This is a genomic window from Ancylobacter sp. WKF20 (assembly GCF_029760895.1).
Classification (GTDB): Bacteria; Pseudomonadota; Alphaproteobacteria; order Rhizobiales; family Xanthobacteraceae; genus Ancylobacter.
In genome coordinates, this window is sequence record NZ_CP121679.1 from 1,146,391 (window position 1) to 1,161,541 (window position 15,151).

Annotated in this window: 19 protein-coding genes; 1 reads left to right on the plus strand and 18 read right to left on the minus strand. The window is 66.1% G+C overall.

Going from position 1 to position 15,151, the window contains the following annotated elements:
• Position 1: 1 nt before the first annotated feature.
• From AncyloWKF20_RS05115 to AncyloWKF20_RS05125, 3 genes are all read right to left on the minus strand, one after another.
• The gene (locus AncyloWKF20_RS05115) at positions 2 to 166 is read right to left on the minus strand and encodes a hypothetical protein (RefSeq protein ID WP_279316819.1); all 165 of its coding nucleotides are present in this window, start codon (positions 164 to 166) and stop codon (positions 2 to 4) included.
• Positions 167 to 171: 5 nt separating this feature from the next.
• Positions 172 to 1,050 carry a Bro-N domain-containing protein gene (locus tag AncyloWKF20_RS05120; protein WP_279316820.1) on the minus strand — a complete coding sequence of 293 codons (879 nt, stop codon included), beginning with the start codon at positions 1,048 to 1,050 and terminating at the stop codon, positions 172 to 174.
• Positions 1,051 to 1,172: 122 nt separating this feature from the next.
• Positions 1,173 to 1,529 (minus strand): hypothetical protein, encoded by a 357-nt coding sequence (locus AncyloWKF20_RS05125; RefSeq protein ID WP_279316821.1) that lies wholly within the window; start codon positions 1,527 to 1,529, stop codon positions 1,173 to 1,175.
• Between the two features lie 346 nt (positions 1,530 to 1,875).
• Here AncyloWKF20_RS05125 and AncyloWKF20_RS05130 point away from each other — a divergent pair, with 346 nt between their 5' ends.
• Entirely contained in the window at positions 1,876 to 2,427 is a 552-nt protein-coding gene (locus AncyloWKF20_RS05130) for a WYL domain-containing protein (RefSeq protein ID WP_279316822.1), read from the plus strand.
• Here AncyloWKF20_RS05130 and AncyloWKF20_RS05135 read toward each other — a convergent pair whose 3' ends face one another.
• The 15 genes from AncyloWKF20_RS05135 to AncyloWKF20_RS05205 all read right to left on the minus strand — a co-directional run bounded on the left by AncyloWKF20_RS05135 (position 2,428) and on the right by AncyloWKF20_RS05205 (position 15,044).
• On the minus strand, positions 2,428 to 3,021 hold the full coding sequence (locus tag AncyloWKF20_RS05135) for a hypothetical protein (RefSeq protein ID WP_279316823.1): 594 nt from the start codon (positions 3,019 to 3,021) through the stop codon (positions 2,428 to 2,430).
• Between the two features lie 5 nt (positions 3,022 to 3,026).
• Positions 3,027 to 3,401: a hypothetical protein gene (locus AncyloWKF20_RS05140; RefSeq protein WP_279316824.1), complete on the minus strand. Its 375-nt coding sequence runs from the start codon at positions 3,399 to 3,401 to the stop codon at positions 3,027 to 3,029.
• A 15-nt stretch (positions 3,402 to 3,416) separates the two neighbouring features.
• Positions 3,417 to 4,928, minus strand: a complete 1,512-nt coding sequence (locus tag AncyloWKF20_RS05145) for a hypothetical protein (protein WP_279316825.1) — start codon at positions 4,926 to 4,928, stop codon at positions 3,417 to 3,419.
• On the minus strand, positions 4,928 to 5,152 hold the full coding sequence (locus tag AncyloWKF20_RS05150) for a hypothetical protein (RefSeq protein ID WP_279316826.1): 225 nt from the start codon (positions 5,150 to 5,152) through the stop codon (positions 4,928 to 4,930). Before AncyloWKF20_RS05150 ends, AncyloWKF20_RS05145 begins: the two co-directional genes overlap by 1 nt.
• A 28-nt stretch (positions 5,153 to 5,180) precedes the next feature.
• Positions 5,181 to 5,936: a hypothetical protein gene (locus AncyloWKF20_RS05155; RefSeq protein ID WP_279316828.1), complete on the minus strand. Its 756-nt coding sequence runs from the start codon at positions 5,934 to 5,936 to the stop codon at positions 5,181 to 5,183.
• Complete coding sequence (locus AncyloWKF20_RS05160) at positions 5,936 to 6,331, minus strand: hypothetical protein (protein WP_279316829.1); 396 nt, start codon at positions 6,329 to 6,331, stop codon at positions 5,936 to 5,938. Before AncyloWKF20_RS05160 ends, AncyloWKF20_RS05155 begins: the two co-directional genes overlap by 1 nt.
• 10 nt (positions 6,332 to 6,341) lie before the next feature.
• A complete protein-coding gene (locus AncyloWKF20_RS05165; protein ID WP_279316830.1) occupies positions 6,342 to 7,397 on the minus strand; it encodes a major capsid protein in 1,056 nt (351 codons plus the stop codon).
• Between the two features lie 88 nt (positions 7,398 to 7,485).
• Positions 7,486 to 7,863, minus strand: a complete 378-nt coding sequence (locus AncyloWKF20_RS05170) for a head decoration protein (RefSeq protein WP_279316831.1) — start codon at positions 7,861 to 7,863, stop codon at positions 7,486 to 7,488.
• Positions 7,864 to 7,897: 34 nt separating this feature from the next.
• On the minus strand, positions 7,898 to 8,923 hold the full coding sequence (locus AncyloWKF20_RS05175) for a head maturation protease, ClpP-related (protein ID WP_279316832.1): 1,026 nt from the start codon (positions 8,921 to 8,923) through the stop codon (positions 7,898 to 7,900).
• 9 nt (positions 8,924 to 8,932) lie between these two features.
• On the minus strand, positions 8,933 to 9,208 hold the full coding sequence (locus AncyloWKF20_RS05180) for a hypothetical protein (RefSeq protein WP_279316834.1): 276 nt from the start codon (positions 9,206 to 9,208) through the stop codon (positions 8,933 to 8,935).
• The gene (locus tag AncyloWKF20_RS05185) at positions 9,205 to 10,746 is read right to left on the minus strand and encodes a phage portal protein (RefSeq protein WP_279316835.1); all 1,542 of its coding nucleotides are present in this window, start codon (positions 10,744 to 10,746) and stop codon (positions 9,205 to 9,207) included. The genes AncyloWKF20_RS05180 and AncyloWKF20_RS05185 overlap by 4 nt, the downstream gene beginning before the upstream one ends.
• A gap of 155 nt (positions 10,747 to 10,901) precedes the next feature.
• Positions 10,902 to 12,920: a terminase gpA endonuclease subunit gene (locus tag AncyloWKF20_RS05190; protein ID WP_279316836.1), complete on the minus strand. Its 2,019-nt coding sequence runs from the start codon at positions 12,918 to 12,920 to the stop codon at positions 10,902 to 10,904.
• Positions 12,917 to 13,516 carry a hypothetical protein gene (locus tag AncyloWKF20_RS05195; RefSeq protein ID WP_279316837.1) on the minus strand — a complete coding sequence of 200 codons (600 nt, stop codon included), beginning with the start codon at positions 13,514 to 13,516 and terminating at the stop codon, positions 12,917 to 12,919. The genes AncyloWKF20_RS05190 and AncyloWKF20_RS05195 overlap by 4 nt, the downstream gene beginning before the upstream one ends.
• 144 nt (positions 13,517 to 13,660) lie before the next feature.
• Positions 13,661 to 14,161: a hypothetical protein gene (locus tag AncyloWKF20_RS05200; protein ID WP_279316838.1), complete on the minus strand. Its 501-nt coding sequence runs from the start codon at positions 14,159 to 14,161 to the stop codon at positions 13,661 to 13,663.
• A 157-nt stretch (positions 14,162 to 14,318) separates the two neighbouring features.
• Complete coding sequence (locus AncyloWKF20_RS05205; protein ID WP_279316839.1) at positions 14,319 to 15,044, minus strand: hypothetical protein; 726 nt, start codon at positions 15,042 to 15,044, stop codon at positions 14,319 to 14,321.
• Between the last annotated feature and the right edge of the window lie 107 nt (positions 15,045 to 15,151).

Sequence of the window (15,151 nt, forward strand, 5' to 3'; positions counted from 1 at the left end):
ATCAATCCTCATCATCCGCCGGGGGCTGGGGCAAGGGCGATTTCCGCCAGAGTTCCCGCGCCCCCTCAAGTCCGTAGAGGTCGACAGCCAGAAGCAGCAGGTCGATCCACGCCACGCATTCCTCGTGCGTGATGTTGACCCGGTTCGTCCGTTTCTTCTTCGCCATGAGCCTTACTCCCCCAGCACGACGGCGAGAGGAACAAGCACGCCCCGCCGCAGCTTGCCGTTAAGCATCAGCGGCTTGGTGGTGCGGTGCGCCCCAGGCAGCAGCCGGAGGCGGTCGTTCCACGCGTAGCAGATCTCCGTCTCCTCGAAACCCTGCCGCAGGAAGATGTGGTCATCCGCGACGATCAGCGACGGGCCGTCGCGCAGATCAATGAGCATGACGCCATATTCTTCAAGATCGCGGCGCTTCTTCTTGTCCTCGACGGCGGCCTGCACGAGATCGCCGAGGGAAAGCCCATCGCCCACCCGCAGATCGAGCAGAAACTCCAGCGCGTCCTTCGCCCGCCATTTTCCGGCGGGAAGGAGCGAATGCCCGCGCGCCGTCGAACTCACCTGCGGCAACGGGCTCTGCTCGATCAGTTCCTGCGCCGCCTTCTTGCCGTAAGCCTCGTGATAGGCGCGGGAGGCGCTTGCCCATGCCCGTACCTCAGCCGGGTGAATGCCGCCCTTGAAGCGCGGGCGGAGCGGGCGGCGCGGGCGCTCCGGCAGGGAATAGGTGCCGGTCTTGCGGAGGGCAGGCAGAACCTCTGCCGTCACCCATTTGCGGAAGCGATGCGGAACCGAGCCGGGCGTCACCGCGTCCCGCGAGCGGAGGACGATGGTGTAGAGGCCAGACTCGGAGACGATTAGCAATTCTTGCTCCCCGCCAAGGGTCGGGGTTGAAGCCCGACCCTTCTCATCTTCGTCCAGCTTGCGCACGGCATCGGAAACATCCCGGAGGCCAAGCACCCGGCAGATGTCGGCGGCGACGAACCACGGCATCTCCTCCCGCAGTACGGTGCGGATGCCATGGCCCTCGAAATCGAAATTCACGATTGCATTCATGGTCAGTCTCCATCGGCATCCGGCCGGCCAAGCCTGAGATGCACAGGGTCGCTCTCGCGAACACCGGAGCCGATGAAGCTCTGGGTCGCACCTTCCCCTTAGCCTCGGGGAAACTCAAAATGTCAGGCGTTCTGCCGCAGATAGGCGGCGATGCGGACGATTAGGCCGCCCAGCGCGTCATCATCGAACCGGAAGGGGACATTGCCGGCGTTCAGATCCAGCATGTGCCTTGCATAGGCATCCATGAAGGCGGCGACATCGGCGTGCGAGCGCACCGGGGCGGCGAGCATCCGGCCCTCGATCTCGTGAGACAGGTCGCAGGCGACACAGCACTGCTCATAGGGAATATCGTAACTATCGGCCTCGTCGCGTAGCGACTGCCAGAGCCGGGCAAGATCGGCCAGCGGCAGGGGCTCGGCGGAGCCGGGGTCTAGGCGCGACACGGCGGGCCGCGCTAGGGTGTCAGCAGCTTCAATCATCGGCTTATCTCCGATGGTGGGGGTTAGGCCGCGTAGGGTGGTGGAACACTCTTCGCGGCCGTCTTGTTTATGGCCTCACGTTCTCATACAATCCCGCACATCGTCAATCACAATGTGAGAGATCGTGTGAAAGCCCCTCGTGTTGCGGCCCTAAGTTTTCGAGTTGATGCGGAGATGAAAGAGGCGCTCGAACGGGCAGCCACTGACGACAGCCGCTCGGTTTCGTCCCTCATCATCAAAATCCTCACGGACTGGCTCCGCGAGCGCGGCTACCTACCGAAGTAGTCCCAGACTCGACTCCCGCTCACCTCCTGCTACCGTTTGGTCAACCGGGGGCGGCGCGTCTATGACGGCAAGTCAAGTTTTCTTCTGGTCGTTTCTGACCATCTGCATCATTGCAGCGGCTAAGTCGTTCATCCGCCGCGCCCAGGAGAACCGGGAGAGGCTCGATCTCGCTCGCGATGATGCAATGCGACGCTGGGGAATCCAGCGTCAGATGCCTGATACACCCGCCACCAACGCACAAGTGCAGGCCCTCACTCCCTCTCCTTTCGACCCCGCCCGCCCATGGGTTGGCCGTCAACACCGCCCCACTGACGATCCCGACAGCAGGCCAGACAATGGAAAAACATGGGATGAGGTCTTCAACCGGCCGGTGACAGACCCGCTTCGCTTCGAGATTGAGTATCAGGACCGTGACGGCGTTGTAACGACCCGCACCATAAGGCCTTTGAGCATTCATCTCATTCGCTATGAGCCGTGGATTTACATCCATGCCTTCTGCGAGACCCGCCAGGAGGAGCGCTCATTCCACAGTGAACGAGTGCTTTCGGCCCGTAATCTGAGGACCAACCGTCCGATAAAGGATTTGGGCCAGTTTCTCCGCCGCACCTACTGATCACTTCCCGGTCTTCAACGCCCATTCGATCTGGTGCGCGACATCCTTCTCGAGGTCGCGCTCCACCACATCGCGCCAGCGCGCCAGCGTCTCGCCCCGCAGCATCTCGTCGGGGATGCGGACATCGGATTTGACCTTCCGGAACGCATCCTTGCCGTTCGCGGTCTTCTCCCCGGTCCGCTCGAAGACGTGGCCACCCCATTCCGGCTTATCCACCCGGTGGGGCCACCAGCCGGCGCGCATGAAGGTGCTCGGGAACACCCGCCGCCCGCCCTGCGGCGCCGCGCTGACGCCCTTGCCGGTCTCTCGCGGACGGAAATACTTCAGCGCGATGAGCCCGCCCTGCGTGACCAGGTCGTAAGACAGGTCCTCCCAACTGGGTTTGCGGAACCGCACCGCCCGCACCAGCACTTGCCGCCGAAGGCCGGTCTGTCCCGTCAGGCTGCGGATGACCTGCGTCTTCGCCTTGTTGCCGGTGCGCGCGAGGCCGCGCTGCAGGATCTTGTTCATCTCCTTCTGGCGAAGGTGGCCGAGCTGGTTGGCGAAGCGGCCGAGAACGTTGTCCAGGTTCATCCGGATTTCGATATCGGCCATGTGGCTCACCCACCCAGCCGCTGATAGTCGGACGCGGTGATCGTGGCGCCGGTCACCTCGCCATTGATCCGGTTGACGATCGGATCACCGGCGAAAAAGGCACGCACGAAGACATGCGTCACGCCGGTGAATTCCTCGGTGATGTACATGTCCTGCCGGGGCGCCTTCATCAGCGCGTCGTGATCGAGCCCCGAATCCTCGAAGTTGATCTCCGCCGTGCGGGGCTTGGGCGTGCCCACCCGGGCCAGCGAGCCATCCTGGTTGGTGACGGCCTCGATCGACGTGCCGGCCGTGCTCAGATTGAACGTGCCGCGGAGCGAGATGTTGGTGCCATCGGCGAGGCGGAACTTCATCGTGCCGCCGAAATCATTGTCGGCCATGGTCTCGTCTCCCGATCAGGCCGCCATCGAGGCGGTATACTGGCTGTAGATGCGGGCGTTCGCGGCGAGCACGTCGAGCGGGTTCACCATGTCGAGCGGCGCGTAGATGTCGACCCGGTTGGGGTTGTCGGCATTGCGCTGCACGTCGAGGTTGGCCACGAAGGCCTCCGCGTTTTCGAGCACGCCGGGCATCTCGCGATAGGTCGCCGCCATGGTGGCGCGGATGTCCGCTACCGTGGTGATCGCCAGCAGGTTGCCGGGATTGTCGTCGGCGATGGCCTTGCCGCCATGCTCCGCCTGCAGCCGCGCCCGGAAGCGGCGCAGCGCATACATGAGCTGCCCCATCTTCTGGATGTCGCGGAAGGTGGTTTCGACATTGCCCGCGCCGTCGGTGCGCTGCATGGTCACGATCTTGTCGATCGTCACCGCACCATCCGTGCGCACGCCATAGGTCGAAAGGCCCGAGCCGATGAACGCGTCACGCGTCGCGTAATCGTTCATCCACTTGGTGCGGTCCCGCGGTGCCAGCACGCCCTCGACGACGAGGCCGGTCTGGTTGCGCGAAACATTGCCGAGTGCGCCATCCGAAAGCCAGGGCACCACGCGCGCCGCCAGCGCCGCCACCCACACCCAGGGCGGGGTCGCATCCCCACCGCCGGCGATGCGCGGCAGCAGGCTGATGTGGCGCGTGTCGTAACCGAGGCCGAAGGTGGTGAGGTTGGCGCTCGTGTCGGTCAGCGTGGTGAAGACATGGCCGTAGCTCTGCCGCAGCCAGGCCCAGCGGCCGGACACATCGGACAGCGCCGTGTTGTACCGGCCCATATTCGTCGCGTCGGCGAAGGGCGTCACCCACCAGTCAAACGGATCATCGCCCAGCGCCGCCAGCGCGGCCGAAAGGTTCGGCGTGCCGCTGCCCGCCGTGGGGGTGGCGACCGTCAGCAGGCCGGACAGCACATTGCCGGAGGCGAGCGCCGGGATGTTGATGTCCACCGTGTTGAAGATCGCGCCGGTATGGCGGGCCGTCAGCGTCACCACATTGGTCGCCGCCGCCGCCGTGAAGGGCAGAGCGGATTTGGTGAGCGGGTCCTGATAGGCGTTGATCAGCGCCGCCAGCGTGGTCGCGACCGCCGCCGCCGAATCCCCGGCGCCGATCGTGATGTCGATGCCCGCGCCGGCGATCTCGATCGCGCCATAGCCGCCATTCGCCGGCACGGTGCCGACGGTGAGCGTGCGCACCTCGGCCGTGCCCGTGGCGGGCACCGCGATCAGCCAGATGTCCTGCGCCGGCGCATTGCGGCGCGCGGCGATCACCATCTCGGCCAGCATCGAGCCCTTGCCCGCCTGCGCGATGGCGTCGGTCACGCTGTTGCAGCGCGTCGGCACATTGTCCGCGAGGGGCGCGCCGCTGTTCTTGTGGCCCATGAGCACGAGCCGCGACACGCTTTCGAACTGCCCGCCCGAGTTGACCTCGAAGGCGATGATCGGCGCCCGGATATTCCCGGGAATGTAATTGAAGCCAATGGCCATCAGCTGGTCCCTTCGCGGCTGGCGGAAGCCTTGCCCGTCTTTTCGGCCACCGGGGCCGCGGGCATCTCATCGGTCACCGGCACCAGGTCGCCGTCGGCGATCAGGCGCAGGTAGTAGGGGTTCAGCTCGTTTACGCTGGTGCCCTCGCCGTCCTCGGGCACCTGCTGCCCCGGCCGGTCAGGCATGGGGATGTGAGCCCCCGTCTTGGCGCGGTAGCGCGTCATGGTCTGCCTCGTGTGGATAGGGAGTGGATCAGTCAGGCGTCGATTCGGGCGACCGGATCACCGGCACACCGTTCACGCTGGCCATCAGGTCGAGGCCCTCAAGGGCGTCCCGGCTGGTGGCGAGGAAGGCGGCACCGAGCTCGGCGAGCTTGGCCTTGGCGTAGGAGCCTTCAGGGAGATCCGCCGCGACCGAGCGCAGCGGCTCCGGCAGGCCGGGGGCGTCGGTGAACTTATCGTCGGCGATCTCGCAGGAGACCAGCATAAGATAGCGCAGCCAGCGGCGGCTCAGCTGCGGCAGCGAGAATGCCTCAAGCTCGATGCTTTGCACCGCCTTCATCACCCTGCGGACAGCCACAGCCTCGGGCCCCCGCACGATCACCTTGCGCACCTGCGCCGTCAGCGCCTCCAGCACCAGGCGCTGACGCGGGTCGCTATCGACAAGCGCCATCGTCGCCAGATTGCCGTTCTCCTGCCGGACTGCGTCTCCGTCCGGATCTCGCGCGATCTCGGCCAGTTCGGTGACAATCACCAGCGTGCAGGTCGGGTTGCCGCGCACGGAGGGCGCCGCATCGCCCCGCCGCTCCACCCGCACATCCTCGACGTAGACCGAGATGCAGGGCGTGAACGGGCGGCCGTCATCAAGTTCGTCCACCAGGATCTGCCGGCTGTCGAACACCCGGTGTTCGGCCAGCGTTGGGAAGGTGGCGCCTTCCTCGCCGCGCACAGCGGCGGTTGGGCGCAGGGCCTCGATCACGGCGAGGCGCAGGGCGGCGGCGGCGAGCATCAGGCAGATATCCTGTTGAGCCAGAGCACGGCGCGGCCGGAGCCGTCCGTCTCGGGCGCCGCGACCAGCTGATAGAGCGCCGACTCCGTCCGCAGGCGGTCATCCTGCTTCGGTGTCCACGGCCACCCGGTCGTCAGCGCCGTCACACACACACGGCTCACCTGCCGCCGGCTGCGCTCATCCGCCCCGCCCGAACGGCTGCCGGCGAAGGCATTGAGCTCCGGCGCCGTATCGAGCGAACCGTGGAAGGAAAAGCCGGGCCGCGTAGGGTCCGGCTCAAGGGCGGCGTTCACATCGAGGCCCGGCTTTCGCATGGGCACGACGGTGAACGCCACCGTGTCGAAATACGCCGCGCAGGCCGTATCCACGCGGACCAGCGCGTCATCCCAACTCATGGTCGCGCGGTCAGGTGCGCTTGCCGGGGATCAGCACCTGCGGGCGCAGGCAAAGCTGCAGAGCATTCATCTGCCCGTCCAGCTTGTAGCCCTTATTGTCCTCACTCGGCCGAGGGGTGGGCATGATGAGGCGCTGGCCCATCTGGTTCACACCGCCATCGATCTCGGGGTTGAGGTCGCTGGGGCCATAGAACGACTTGAACAGGCCCGGCACCCCGAGCGGGAGGATCTGGCACTTGTCGGTGCCGATGAAGCCGGTGGACCCAACCGACCCGCGATAATTCTCCCAGACGATGCCGCCGAACTCGAAGATCGGGTACGTGCCCCGATTCGGCGCGATGTAGCCCTCGCGCAGGATCTGCGCCTCGCTCCAGCCCTTGAAGGTCTCGCGGACCTCCGGGTGAGCCAGCAGGTCGTCAAAGAAGGCGTCGCCGCAGAAGGCGTGCGCACCGGAGAACGGGATGCCGCCGAGGGCGTCCTGCAGCTGGCGCACGACGCCCGCGCATTTCTTGCGCAGGACGCCGCCGACCGGGCTGTTGTTGTCCAGGTCGAAGTCGATCTCGGTCGCCTGCGTCACCCCGAATTCGGTGAACAGGTTGAGGTCCGCGTCGGCCGAGCCGGTCGGATAGACGACGATTCCCTTCACGGCGCCCATGCGGGCATATTCCTCGGTGACGCCGAAGCTGTTCACCATGGTCCGCTGCCGGAGGGCAATCTTGTTGGCCATCGTTTCGCGCGCACGGTCGGTGCCGAAGGCGATGACGTTCTGGATCTCCTCCGCCGTGATCTTGTCGTTGATCTCGAAATGCGGGATCGAGAAGTTGCGCTGGTTCGCCTTTTCCTTGTCGATCGTCACACCCGGCGCGCCGCGCGGCGTGGAGGGCACCAGCACAAGAATCTCGCCCTTCTTGGCGACGGCAATGGTCGTGGTGTCGACCGGCTCTGCTTCGAACAGGCCAAGCTCGCCGAGGCGGCCCGGCTTGTAGGCGACTTCGTTGATCGCATCGGTGAGCGTCGTCGCCGAGAAGGCGGGATCGCGGCCGAAAATGTCGGCGATGACCGTCATGTGTCATGCTCCTGAGAGCCCCGACCGTCCGGCGGGGTGGATGGGTGCGGCCGGACGGCCGGCGATGGGATGAAGCGTTCCGCTGGGCTCAGCGGACGATGATGCCGACAGCGGCGAGCTGCGTGGCCTTGGCCGCCTTCTTGGTGTCGTCGTTGACCGTGGAGTCGTAGGCGAGGATCTTGCCGTTGACCTCGGTGGAACGGGTGATCGCCGCCACCTTCACATCGGCCGAGGTGGCGTCGACATAGGCGACGTTGAGCGCGACAGCGGTCTGGGAGCCGTCCGAGCCCGTGGCAGGGGAGGGCACGTACTTTCCGCTGGCGGTCACCTTGCCGAGCGCGGTGCCGGGCTGAACCTTGCCGGCGCCGGAAGCGATGACGATGGTATCGCGCGAGAAATTCCCGCCGCCATTGACTTCGTTGAGGATGAATTCCCCGTCGCGACGGGGCTCGGTGAGAACAGTCATGGGGTTTCTCCGTCGAAAGGGGAGAGGTGGGGGATCAGCGGCGGGCGTTCAGCCGCTGGTGCACGGCCTTGACAGGGTTGTCGTCACGCCGGTCCTGCCCGCCGCCAGTGAGGCCGGCCGCGAGGGTGCGGGAGCGCTCGTAAGTCCGGGCGTCGGGCAGATCCTGGTCCACGGACGCAGTCGCGCCAGCGGCGAGGATCTTCTTGGCCGCCTCAGCGGTGACACCCGCCTCGCAGAGTTCGCGGGCCTGCGCCTCGCGATCCTTCGCCTCGGGCAGCGCCATGATGGCGTCGCGACGCTCGCGATCGCCCTTCTCGGCCTTCATTTGCGCAAGCTCGTCGCGCAGGCGCTGGAGTTCGGCAGCGTCAGCGCCGCCGGTCTGTTCCGTCATGGAAATCTCCTGAGGTTGACGGGGAGGGGCGGTCGGCGCCGCCGTGGCACGGGCCTCGAAAGCCCATTTCTTCCGCTTCGCCAGCGCCACCAGCTTGGCCGGGGCCTGCTTGAACCCGCGATAGTCGAAGGCGGCCACCGGCTCCGCCCGCCGTTCCGTGGTCGCGTCGGCGAAGCCCTCGGTCACCGCCTGCTCCGGCGTGAGCCAGGTCTCGCGCTTCATGATCTCGCGGCATTCAGCCTCGGTCTTGCCGGACTTGTCGGCGTAGACCCGGGCATAGGCGGTCGCGAGCGCCTCGAGCTGCTCGACCGTCTTCTGGTGCTCCGCCGAAGTGCCCCACGTCATGCCGCTGGGATCGTGGATCATCATGATGGCGCCGGCCGACATGGTGACGGTGGCGCCCGCCATGGCGATGAGCGAGGCCGCCGAGGCCGCGATGCCCTCGACGATGATGTCGGTGGTGCCCGGCCGCGCCGCGAGCAGGGCGTGGATCGCGGCCCCCTCGGTGGCGATGCCGCCCGCCGAGTTGAGATAGACCTCCAGCGGCTCATCCGGTCCGATGCCGGACAAAGCGAGCACCACGTCTCCCGAGGTAAAGCCGTCCTCGAAGTAATAGTCGCCGACATAGCCGGAAAGCCGCAGCTTCCCGCCATCCAGAATGGCCGACATGATCGATCCTCAGTAGGGGCGCGTGACGCGACCAGCCAGAGCGAAGCGCGTGCGCTTTCCGTTCCTCGCGTCGCAGGCCCGCGCCAGCGAGCGCAGCTCGGCCTCAAGCGCCGGCATGTTGCTCGGCCCGAAGCGGGTGCGTCGGTTGGTGAGCGGCGAGCGAACCTCGATTTCCTCGGTCCGCTCGCCCGAGAGCAGCTTCAGCTTCACCGCATAGAGCGCGGTGTACAGCGCGCACGGGTCATCAATATCGATGACCGCGCCGTCGATTCCGACCGTGCTCATTGTGCCGGCTCCCGCAGCCCGTCCGCCGCACCGCCATTCGGCCCGGCGCCGCCACTCATCGCCTGGTAGGGGTTGGGCAGGCCGAGATCCTTCAGGCGCTGCACCTCGCGCGCCTGCTGCTCGATCTCCTGCTCCCAATCCTTGCCGTCGGCGCCATACTCCGCCGCAAGCGTGGTGAGGCCCTTCTCCAGCTTCACCTTCGAGGTCAGCGCATCCTTGTAGGCATCGGCGCTCGGCTTCGACGGCCCCTGCCACACGGCGGCGCACACCGCCTCGCGGTTTGCCCGGAAGGCGCGATAGCCGCCTTTGAACGGTGTGAGCCCGGAGGCGATCCGCTCGTCGAGCCAGCACATGAACACGCCGCGCGCCAGAGGCAGGACGATGCGGCCGCGGCGGCGAACGGCGATGGGCCAGATGGTCGCCCCACCCATGCGCTCGGAAGTGTAGGTCGCCCCCTCGTGATCGCCGGTATAGCTCTCATAGGTCAGGCCGAGGCAGCGGGCGATTTCCATCTGCATGTTCTTGTTGAACGGCAGATAGTTGTCGCCGGGCACATCGGGCGTATGGAACTCGAATTTCTCGCCCGGCCCCAGATGACCGATCCGACTGCCATTGGTTAGACCGACACTACCTTCCTTGGCTCCCTCCATGCGTACATGCCAGATATCGACCATGTCCTGGCACAACCCGCCGAGATAATTCCGCCAATCCTCGTCCGTGCCTGGAAAGCTCGACGGCATGGGCGTTTCGCCGATCGTCTGGATGGCCTCGAAAGCCTGCAGACTCTGCTCCGGGCTGGTGATCGTCGCGGCCAGATTTTCGGCGATCAGTGCCTTGGCAAGTGTCGAGTCTGCCAGTTGGTCCCTCTGCGCGACCGTTTTCATCACCGGGGTAAGCGGGCTGATGCCGCGCGGACTATCGGGATTCACGCCGCGATCCATCACATGGATGACCTGCGGCAGGCCTGCCCCGTCGAACGCCGCGATGTCGCGCTCGCTGTCCATCCCGCGCTCGCGCTCCTTGAAGCGATAGCGGATCGGTCGGTTGTTCTCGTCGTGGAAAATGCCCTGATACAGACGGTCGAACTCATTGGTCGTGCGCACCAGGCGATGCGGCGCCACCAAGCTGAACTTCGTGCCGGTCGTGACACCATAGGCCGCGCGCTGCACCGGCGTCAGAAACGACGACACCAGCAGCGCCTCGCCACCGGAGAGGTAGTGGCGGAAGGCGCCATCCAGCATCTCCATCAGCGTGGCCTTGCCGGCGAGATCGCATTCGCGCGGGTTCCCAGCGTAGCGATAGAAATCGCCCTCGACCATGGAGCACCAGTCGGTGGCCTCCTTGTCGTCGTACCCAAACCGCGACAGGTCCGAGCGTAGATTCAGTGTCATCTCGACGCCGACCGTGTCGACGATCAGCTGGTCGACGGCACCGGCGATCCACCCGCTGTTCTGCATGAAGTCGAGCGCAAGCGCATAAGCACGCTCGCCGGCCTCATAAACGTCCCGCCACCCGTCCCGCGTCACCGCGCGGCGCATGGAGAGAACGCCCGCCCCACCGTCGCGCAGATAGCGCGCCTGCGGCCGGATGGCCGGGGCAGGGAGGGAGGTCGGGCGCGAGACGGCGGGGGAACCCCAGCCGACGGCGCGCCGAACCAGTTCCGCAACTCCGACCATGTGCAAGCCCTGTCATTCTAGCGTTTCCAGCCCGTGGGCCGGTAGCGTGCCTTCGGCGCGGCCTGGGCCAGCGGAGCAGATGCCGGGGCTGCTTCGGGTGCCGAGGGGGCTGCCCCCGCCGCCTGCCGCACCGTCTCGCCCGCGAACAGATCGGAAGTCGCCGCCACGGCATACCGGGCGCGCAGAGCCGCCCAGCCATCGCGGGTCAGCCGGGAGATGCCCAGCAGCTCCGCCATCGCCATCGCGTAGACACGCGCGTCGAGCAGATGGTTATCCTTGCGGATCTTCTTCCATTCCTCATGGAAGCGGCCCTTGACCAGCTTCTGGTCGAAATACTCTGCCGTGATCTGCTTGAAATACTCTTCGCCCAAGCCCTGATGGAAGTGGCAATAGCCCGGCGGGTCCACCTCCGCACCGCCCGCGAGGCCGACGCGGTGCAGGTTGCCGTAGAACTCACCCTTCAGCGACCAGGTGCCGACCGGCCAGACCTTGCCGCCCCGCAGTTTCTGCGGCTTGCCGTTCTTCTTGACCGACTTGTTCGTCGGCTGCCCGATCGCCGGCACGCCGCGCCCGGTCTGTCCTTTGATCGCGTAGGCATTGGGGTGGCGCCGGCACCATTCGATCACCTGCGTGGTGCGGTTGCCGTCGCCGGCATCCACCCCCATCGCCTCGACCCGGCGCATATTGCAATGCGCATCCGGCCAGAGCTTCTGGTGCAGATCGTCGAGCGCCGCCCAGGCGCCAGTTTTCGGGTCGTCGGTTGAGCCTGCGAGAAACCCGGCCTCGACGTCCCAGCTTTGCCGGTCCTCCCCAAACGCGACGAACTCGTACCAGAGGCCATCGCCCTGCACGTCAACGCCCGCCACGAAGATGAGCCCATCCGCCGGGATCACCCCCGGCGCATAGGCTTCACGGCGTTCCATCAGCCGCTGGTGGTCGGGCGCGTTGCCGCGCATCGCGAAGGGCAGGGCGAGGGTCAGGTTGGTGTAGCCCTTGACGCCCGGCTCGCCCTTCTTCTCGGCCTCCAGCTTGTCGTTGGCGATGGCCTCATAGCTCATCATCAGCGAGATAAACGCGTCGATGTGAAAGCCGGGGTGAAGGTCCGGCCCCTCGCGCGTGGCGATGTAGCGTCCCCCGCGAACAGCCGCGACTCGCTCCATTTCGCTAATCGGGTGCCCGCAGTTGGGGCACACATAGTAGCTCTTGTGCGGGTGCTTCCGGTCGATATGGAAGCCGCCCTCATGCTGCACGAACTCGAAGTTATCCTCCGGCGGGCATTCCGGGCAGCGAATGTGCCAGAACCGCTGGTCTGAGCGGCGGAAGCTGCGGTCAATCCGGCAATGCCCGGGGGCTTCGCCGAGCTCGTCGCCACTGTCGATTTCCGGCGTCGAGATTTCGAGGATCTTGTAGGATTTCTGCCGGCGGAAAGCCGTGAAGCGGCCGAAAAACAGGCTTTCGGGGTCGTCGCCGTTCGCCGTCTCGCTCCACTTCGACAGTTCATCCTTCACGCCATAGCGGCAGGTGTGCATCGACAGCGCCATCGCCACATTCGCATTGGCGAGGGTGATATAGCCGCCGGCGAACCGCTTCTCGTAGACCGTGGAGCCCGCCCCCGAGCGGGCAACCGACGGCAAGATGATCCGCTTTTCCGTCTTCTTCTGCCAGGCGTCGATCAGCGGCTGCAGCTTCTTGCCGTTGATGTCCTGCAGGGCGTCGATGCCCGGCACGCCATAGATGATGTTGTCCGGCGCCACGTCGGCGAGATAGAGGCACCAGGCGAGGCCGAGGATCGAGGCGCCGGTCTGCTGTCCCTTGCGGATCGTGATGAGATTGCACGGGTGCTCAATGGAGAGGCATTGCGCCGGCTCGACCAGATAAGGCGCATCCGCCGCCGACCAGAGTTCGCCCTTCTTCTCACCGTCGACCAGCACGATGTTCCGCGCCAGCCACTGCACGAACGGCACCGGCGGCTGCGGCCGTATCGCAGCCGCCAGCCGGCTGGCGACCAGATGCAGCGCGCCCGCATGGACCGTCATGTCGCGTCATCCATCTGTGCCGCGTCAGCCGCTGGGGCCACCTTGGCGATGTTGGATAGGGCGTCCGCGATGGCGGTGTTGATCTCATTGGCGGCGGCCCGAAGCGCGATCCGCACACCGTGAACACCTTCCTTGGCGCCGGCCAGGGCGAGGTCATCCGCCTTATTCGGCAGGCGGGCGACAAGGCTCTGGATCTCGCGCCCGACCCGCTCCAGGGCCTCGGTCAGGAGGTCCGCCCGCACCAGCTGCTTTCGCTCTTGGGCCTGCGCCAGCTTCTCCCGCTCGACCTTGAGCCACTCATTCTGCCGCCGGGCCTCGTCGAAGGAGTCGCCGCGCGTGTCCGCCAGCGGGCCATGTGTCGAGGGGCGCGCCGCCGCCACCTTGGCGGGGTTCGCGAATTGCCCGCGATGATGATCGTAATGGGCGAGGGAAACCCGCGCCACGCGGCCCCTGCTGTCCCGTTCGACCGGGATATCGTGCCCGGCGATCAGCGACTGCACCACCTTGGACACAGCCTGCTTCGAGATGCCGTCGCGTTCCGCGATCTGGGAGACCGACCACATGACGCGTGGCCCGCTGTCAACTGGGCTCGCCATGCTGTCAACCCTGTCAACCCAAGCTAAATCACTGTTTCACTGGCAGAAACCCACGCTCCGCCGGGACCGCAGGGCTTTGGAAAGGGGGTACGGTCCCTGAACCGGGGGGCGGGGTGTGGCCCGCCGGCCACGGGGGCCGAGGGGTCAGCCGCGCCGGGAGAGCAGGAAGGCGATCTGCTGGAGGATGACCGACGTGAACTCGCCGCGCGCGATCTCGCTCAGCAGATCCTCGTAGACCTTCGGCGTGCGCGCGACGGCGTTCGCCGGGTTCGGCCCGAACAGCATGTTCGTCGGCAGGCGATCCGCGCCGATGCGCTTGAGCACCAGACCGGCGGCAGCCGCTGCCCCCGTCTTGGGAATGAAGGCACCCTCATATCGGCCGCGCCCCCGGACGTGGACGCCGTACCCACGCTGACTTGCGCCGAGTTCGTTCAACGGGATGTTGGCCGACTTCACCGTGAGCGTCACGCCTTCGGCGTCGAGAGCGGACCGCATGCGCGCCTTGATATGCTTCTGCGCCACCTCAATGTGCCGCGAGGCGAAGCGCGCATAGTGGCGCTCGACCACGGAACGGGTCCGGCCCGCCGCGCGGCGGAAGGCAATGGCCTGCATGTCGCGGGGCAGGCGGCCGAACAGATCGGCCACCCGCTGGAAGTCCGAAGCGTCGAAGTGGATGTCGGGGGTCACATGACTGCCTCCCCTTGCCCAAGCGGGTCGCCAAAACAGAAGCGCCCCGGGCGGGTGATCTACCCGGCCGAGGCGCAATTCTATGTACGCATGATGCCAAAGGGGTGGTGGCCCGTCAACTCGGCAATTTCCTGCGTCGTTTCATGGGCTTAGGCGCCCTTTTATTTTTCGGTTTTTGCGCCTCCAGCACGCGGCGGGCCGGCTGCAGCCAAGGTGCTTCGTCGGCTTTCGGGCCGGTCACGTCCCATTTTGCCAGCCGACCCGCCAGATCGGCGGCAAGAATACCGAGCGCGGCGTGCCAGACCGAATAGACCGCCCGGTGGTGCTGCACATCGTCGAAGGTGATCCCGTCGGCGATTTCACCATCCTTGCGCGGGCGCCCCCGGCGGCGGGTGACATCGGAATAGCAGTCAGGGCGCGAACCCTGCCGGGCGTGCAGCACGAGGTAAACCGATATCACCACGCGATCGAGCGGCAGAAGCTCGCCGCCCGGCTGGCGCAGTTGCGGGCGGCTTTGCCGTTCCTCCACGAGGTCGCAGCCCTCCGCCTGAATCAACGCGCGGTCCCACACGCTCACCCCCTGCTCGGTGCAGGACAGGAAGGCATCGTCGAGGCCGAGCACGGCTCGGTGGATCAGCGCCGCGTCGTCGCGGTCGCCCGGCTCGGGCTCATAGTCCGACGCCTGCACGAAGGTGCCATAGGTGCCGAAGTGCTCGACAGCCGCCCAGGAGCACGGCGCCTTGAGCTTCACGGCGAAGCCGCCGCCATCGCCCAGGCGGTCAGCCTGCATATCCCGGTAAGCCCAAATCAGCAGATCCTCGATATCGATTGCCTGTTTCACCCTATTTCCCCTCATCTGGGAGGCTAGGGAGGATAGGGAGGGAAGCTGTTTCATCAGTGCCCCCTATTCTCGCTTTGCCAAGCCTTTGAATTCTCTAGAACATCCTG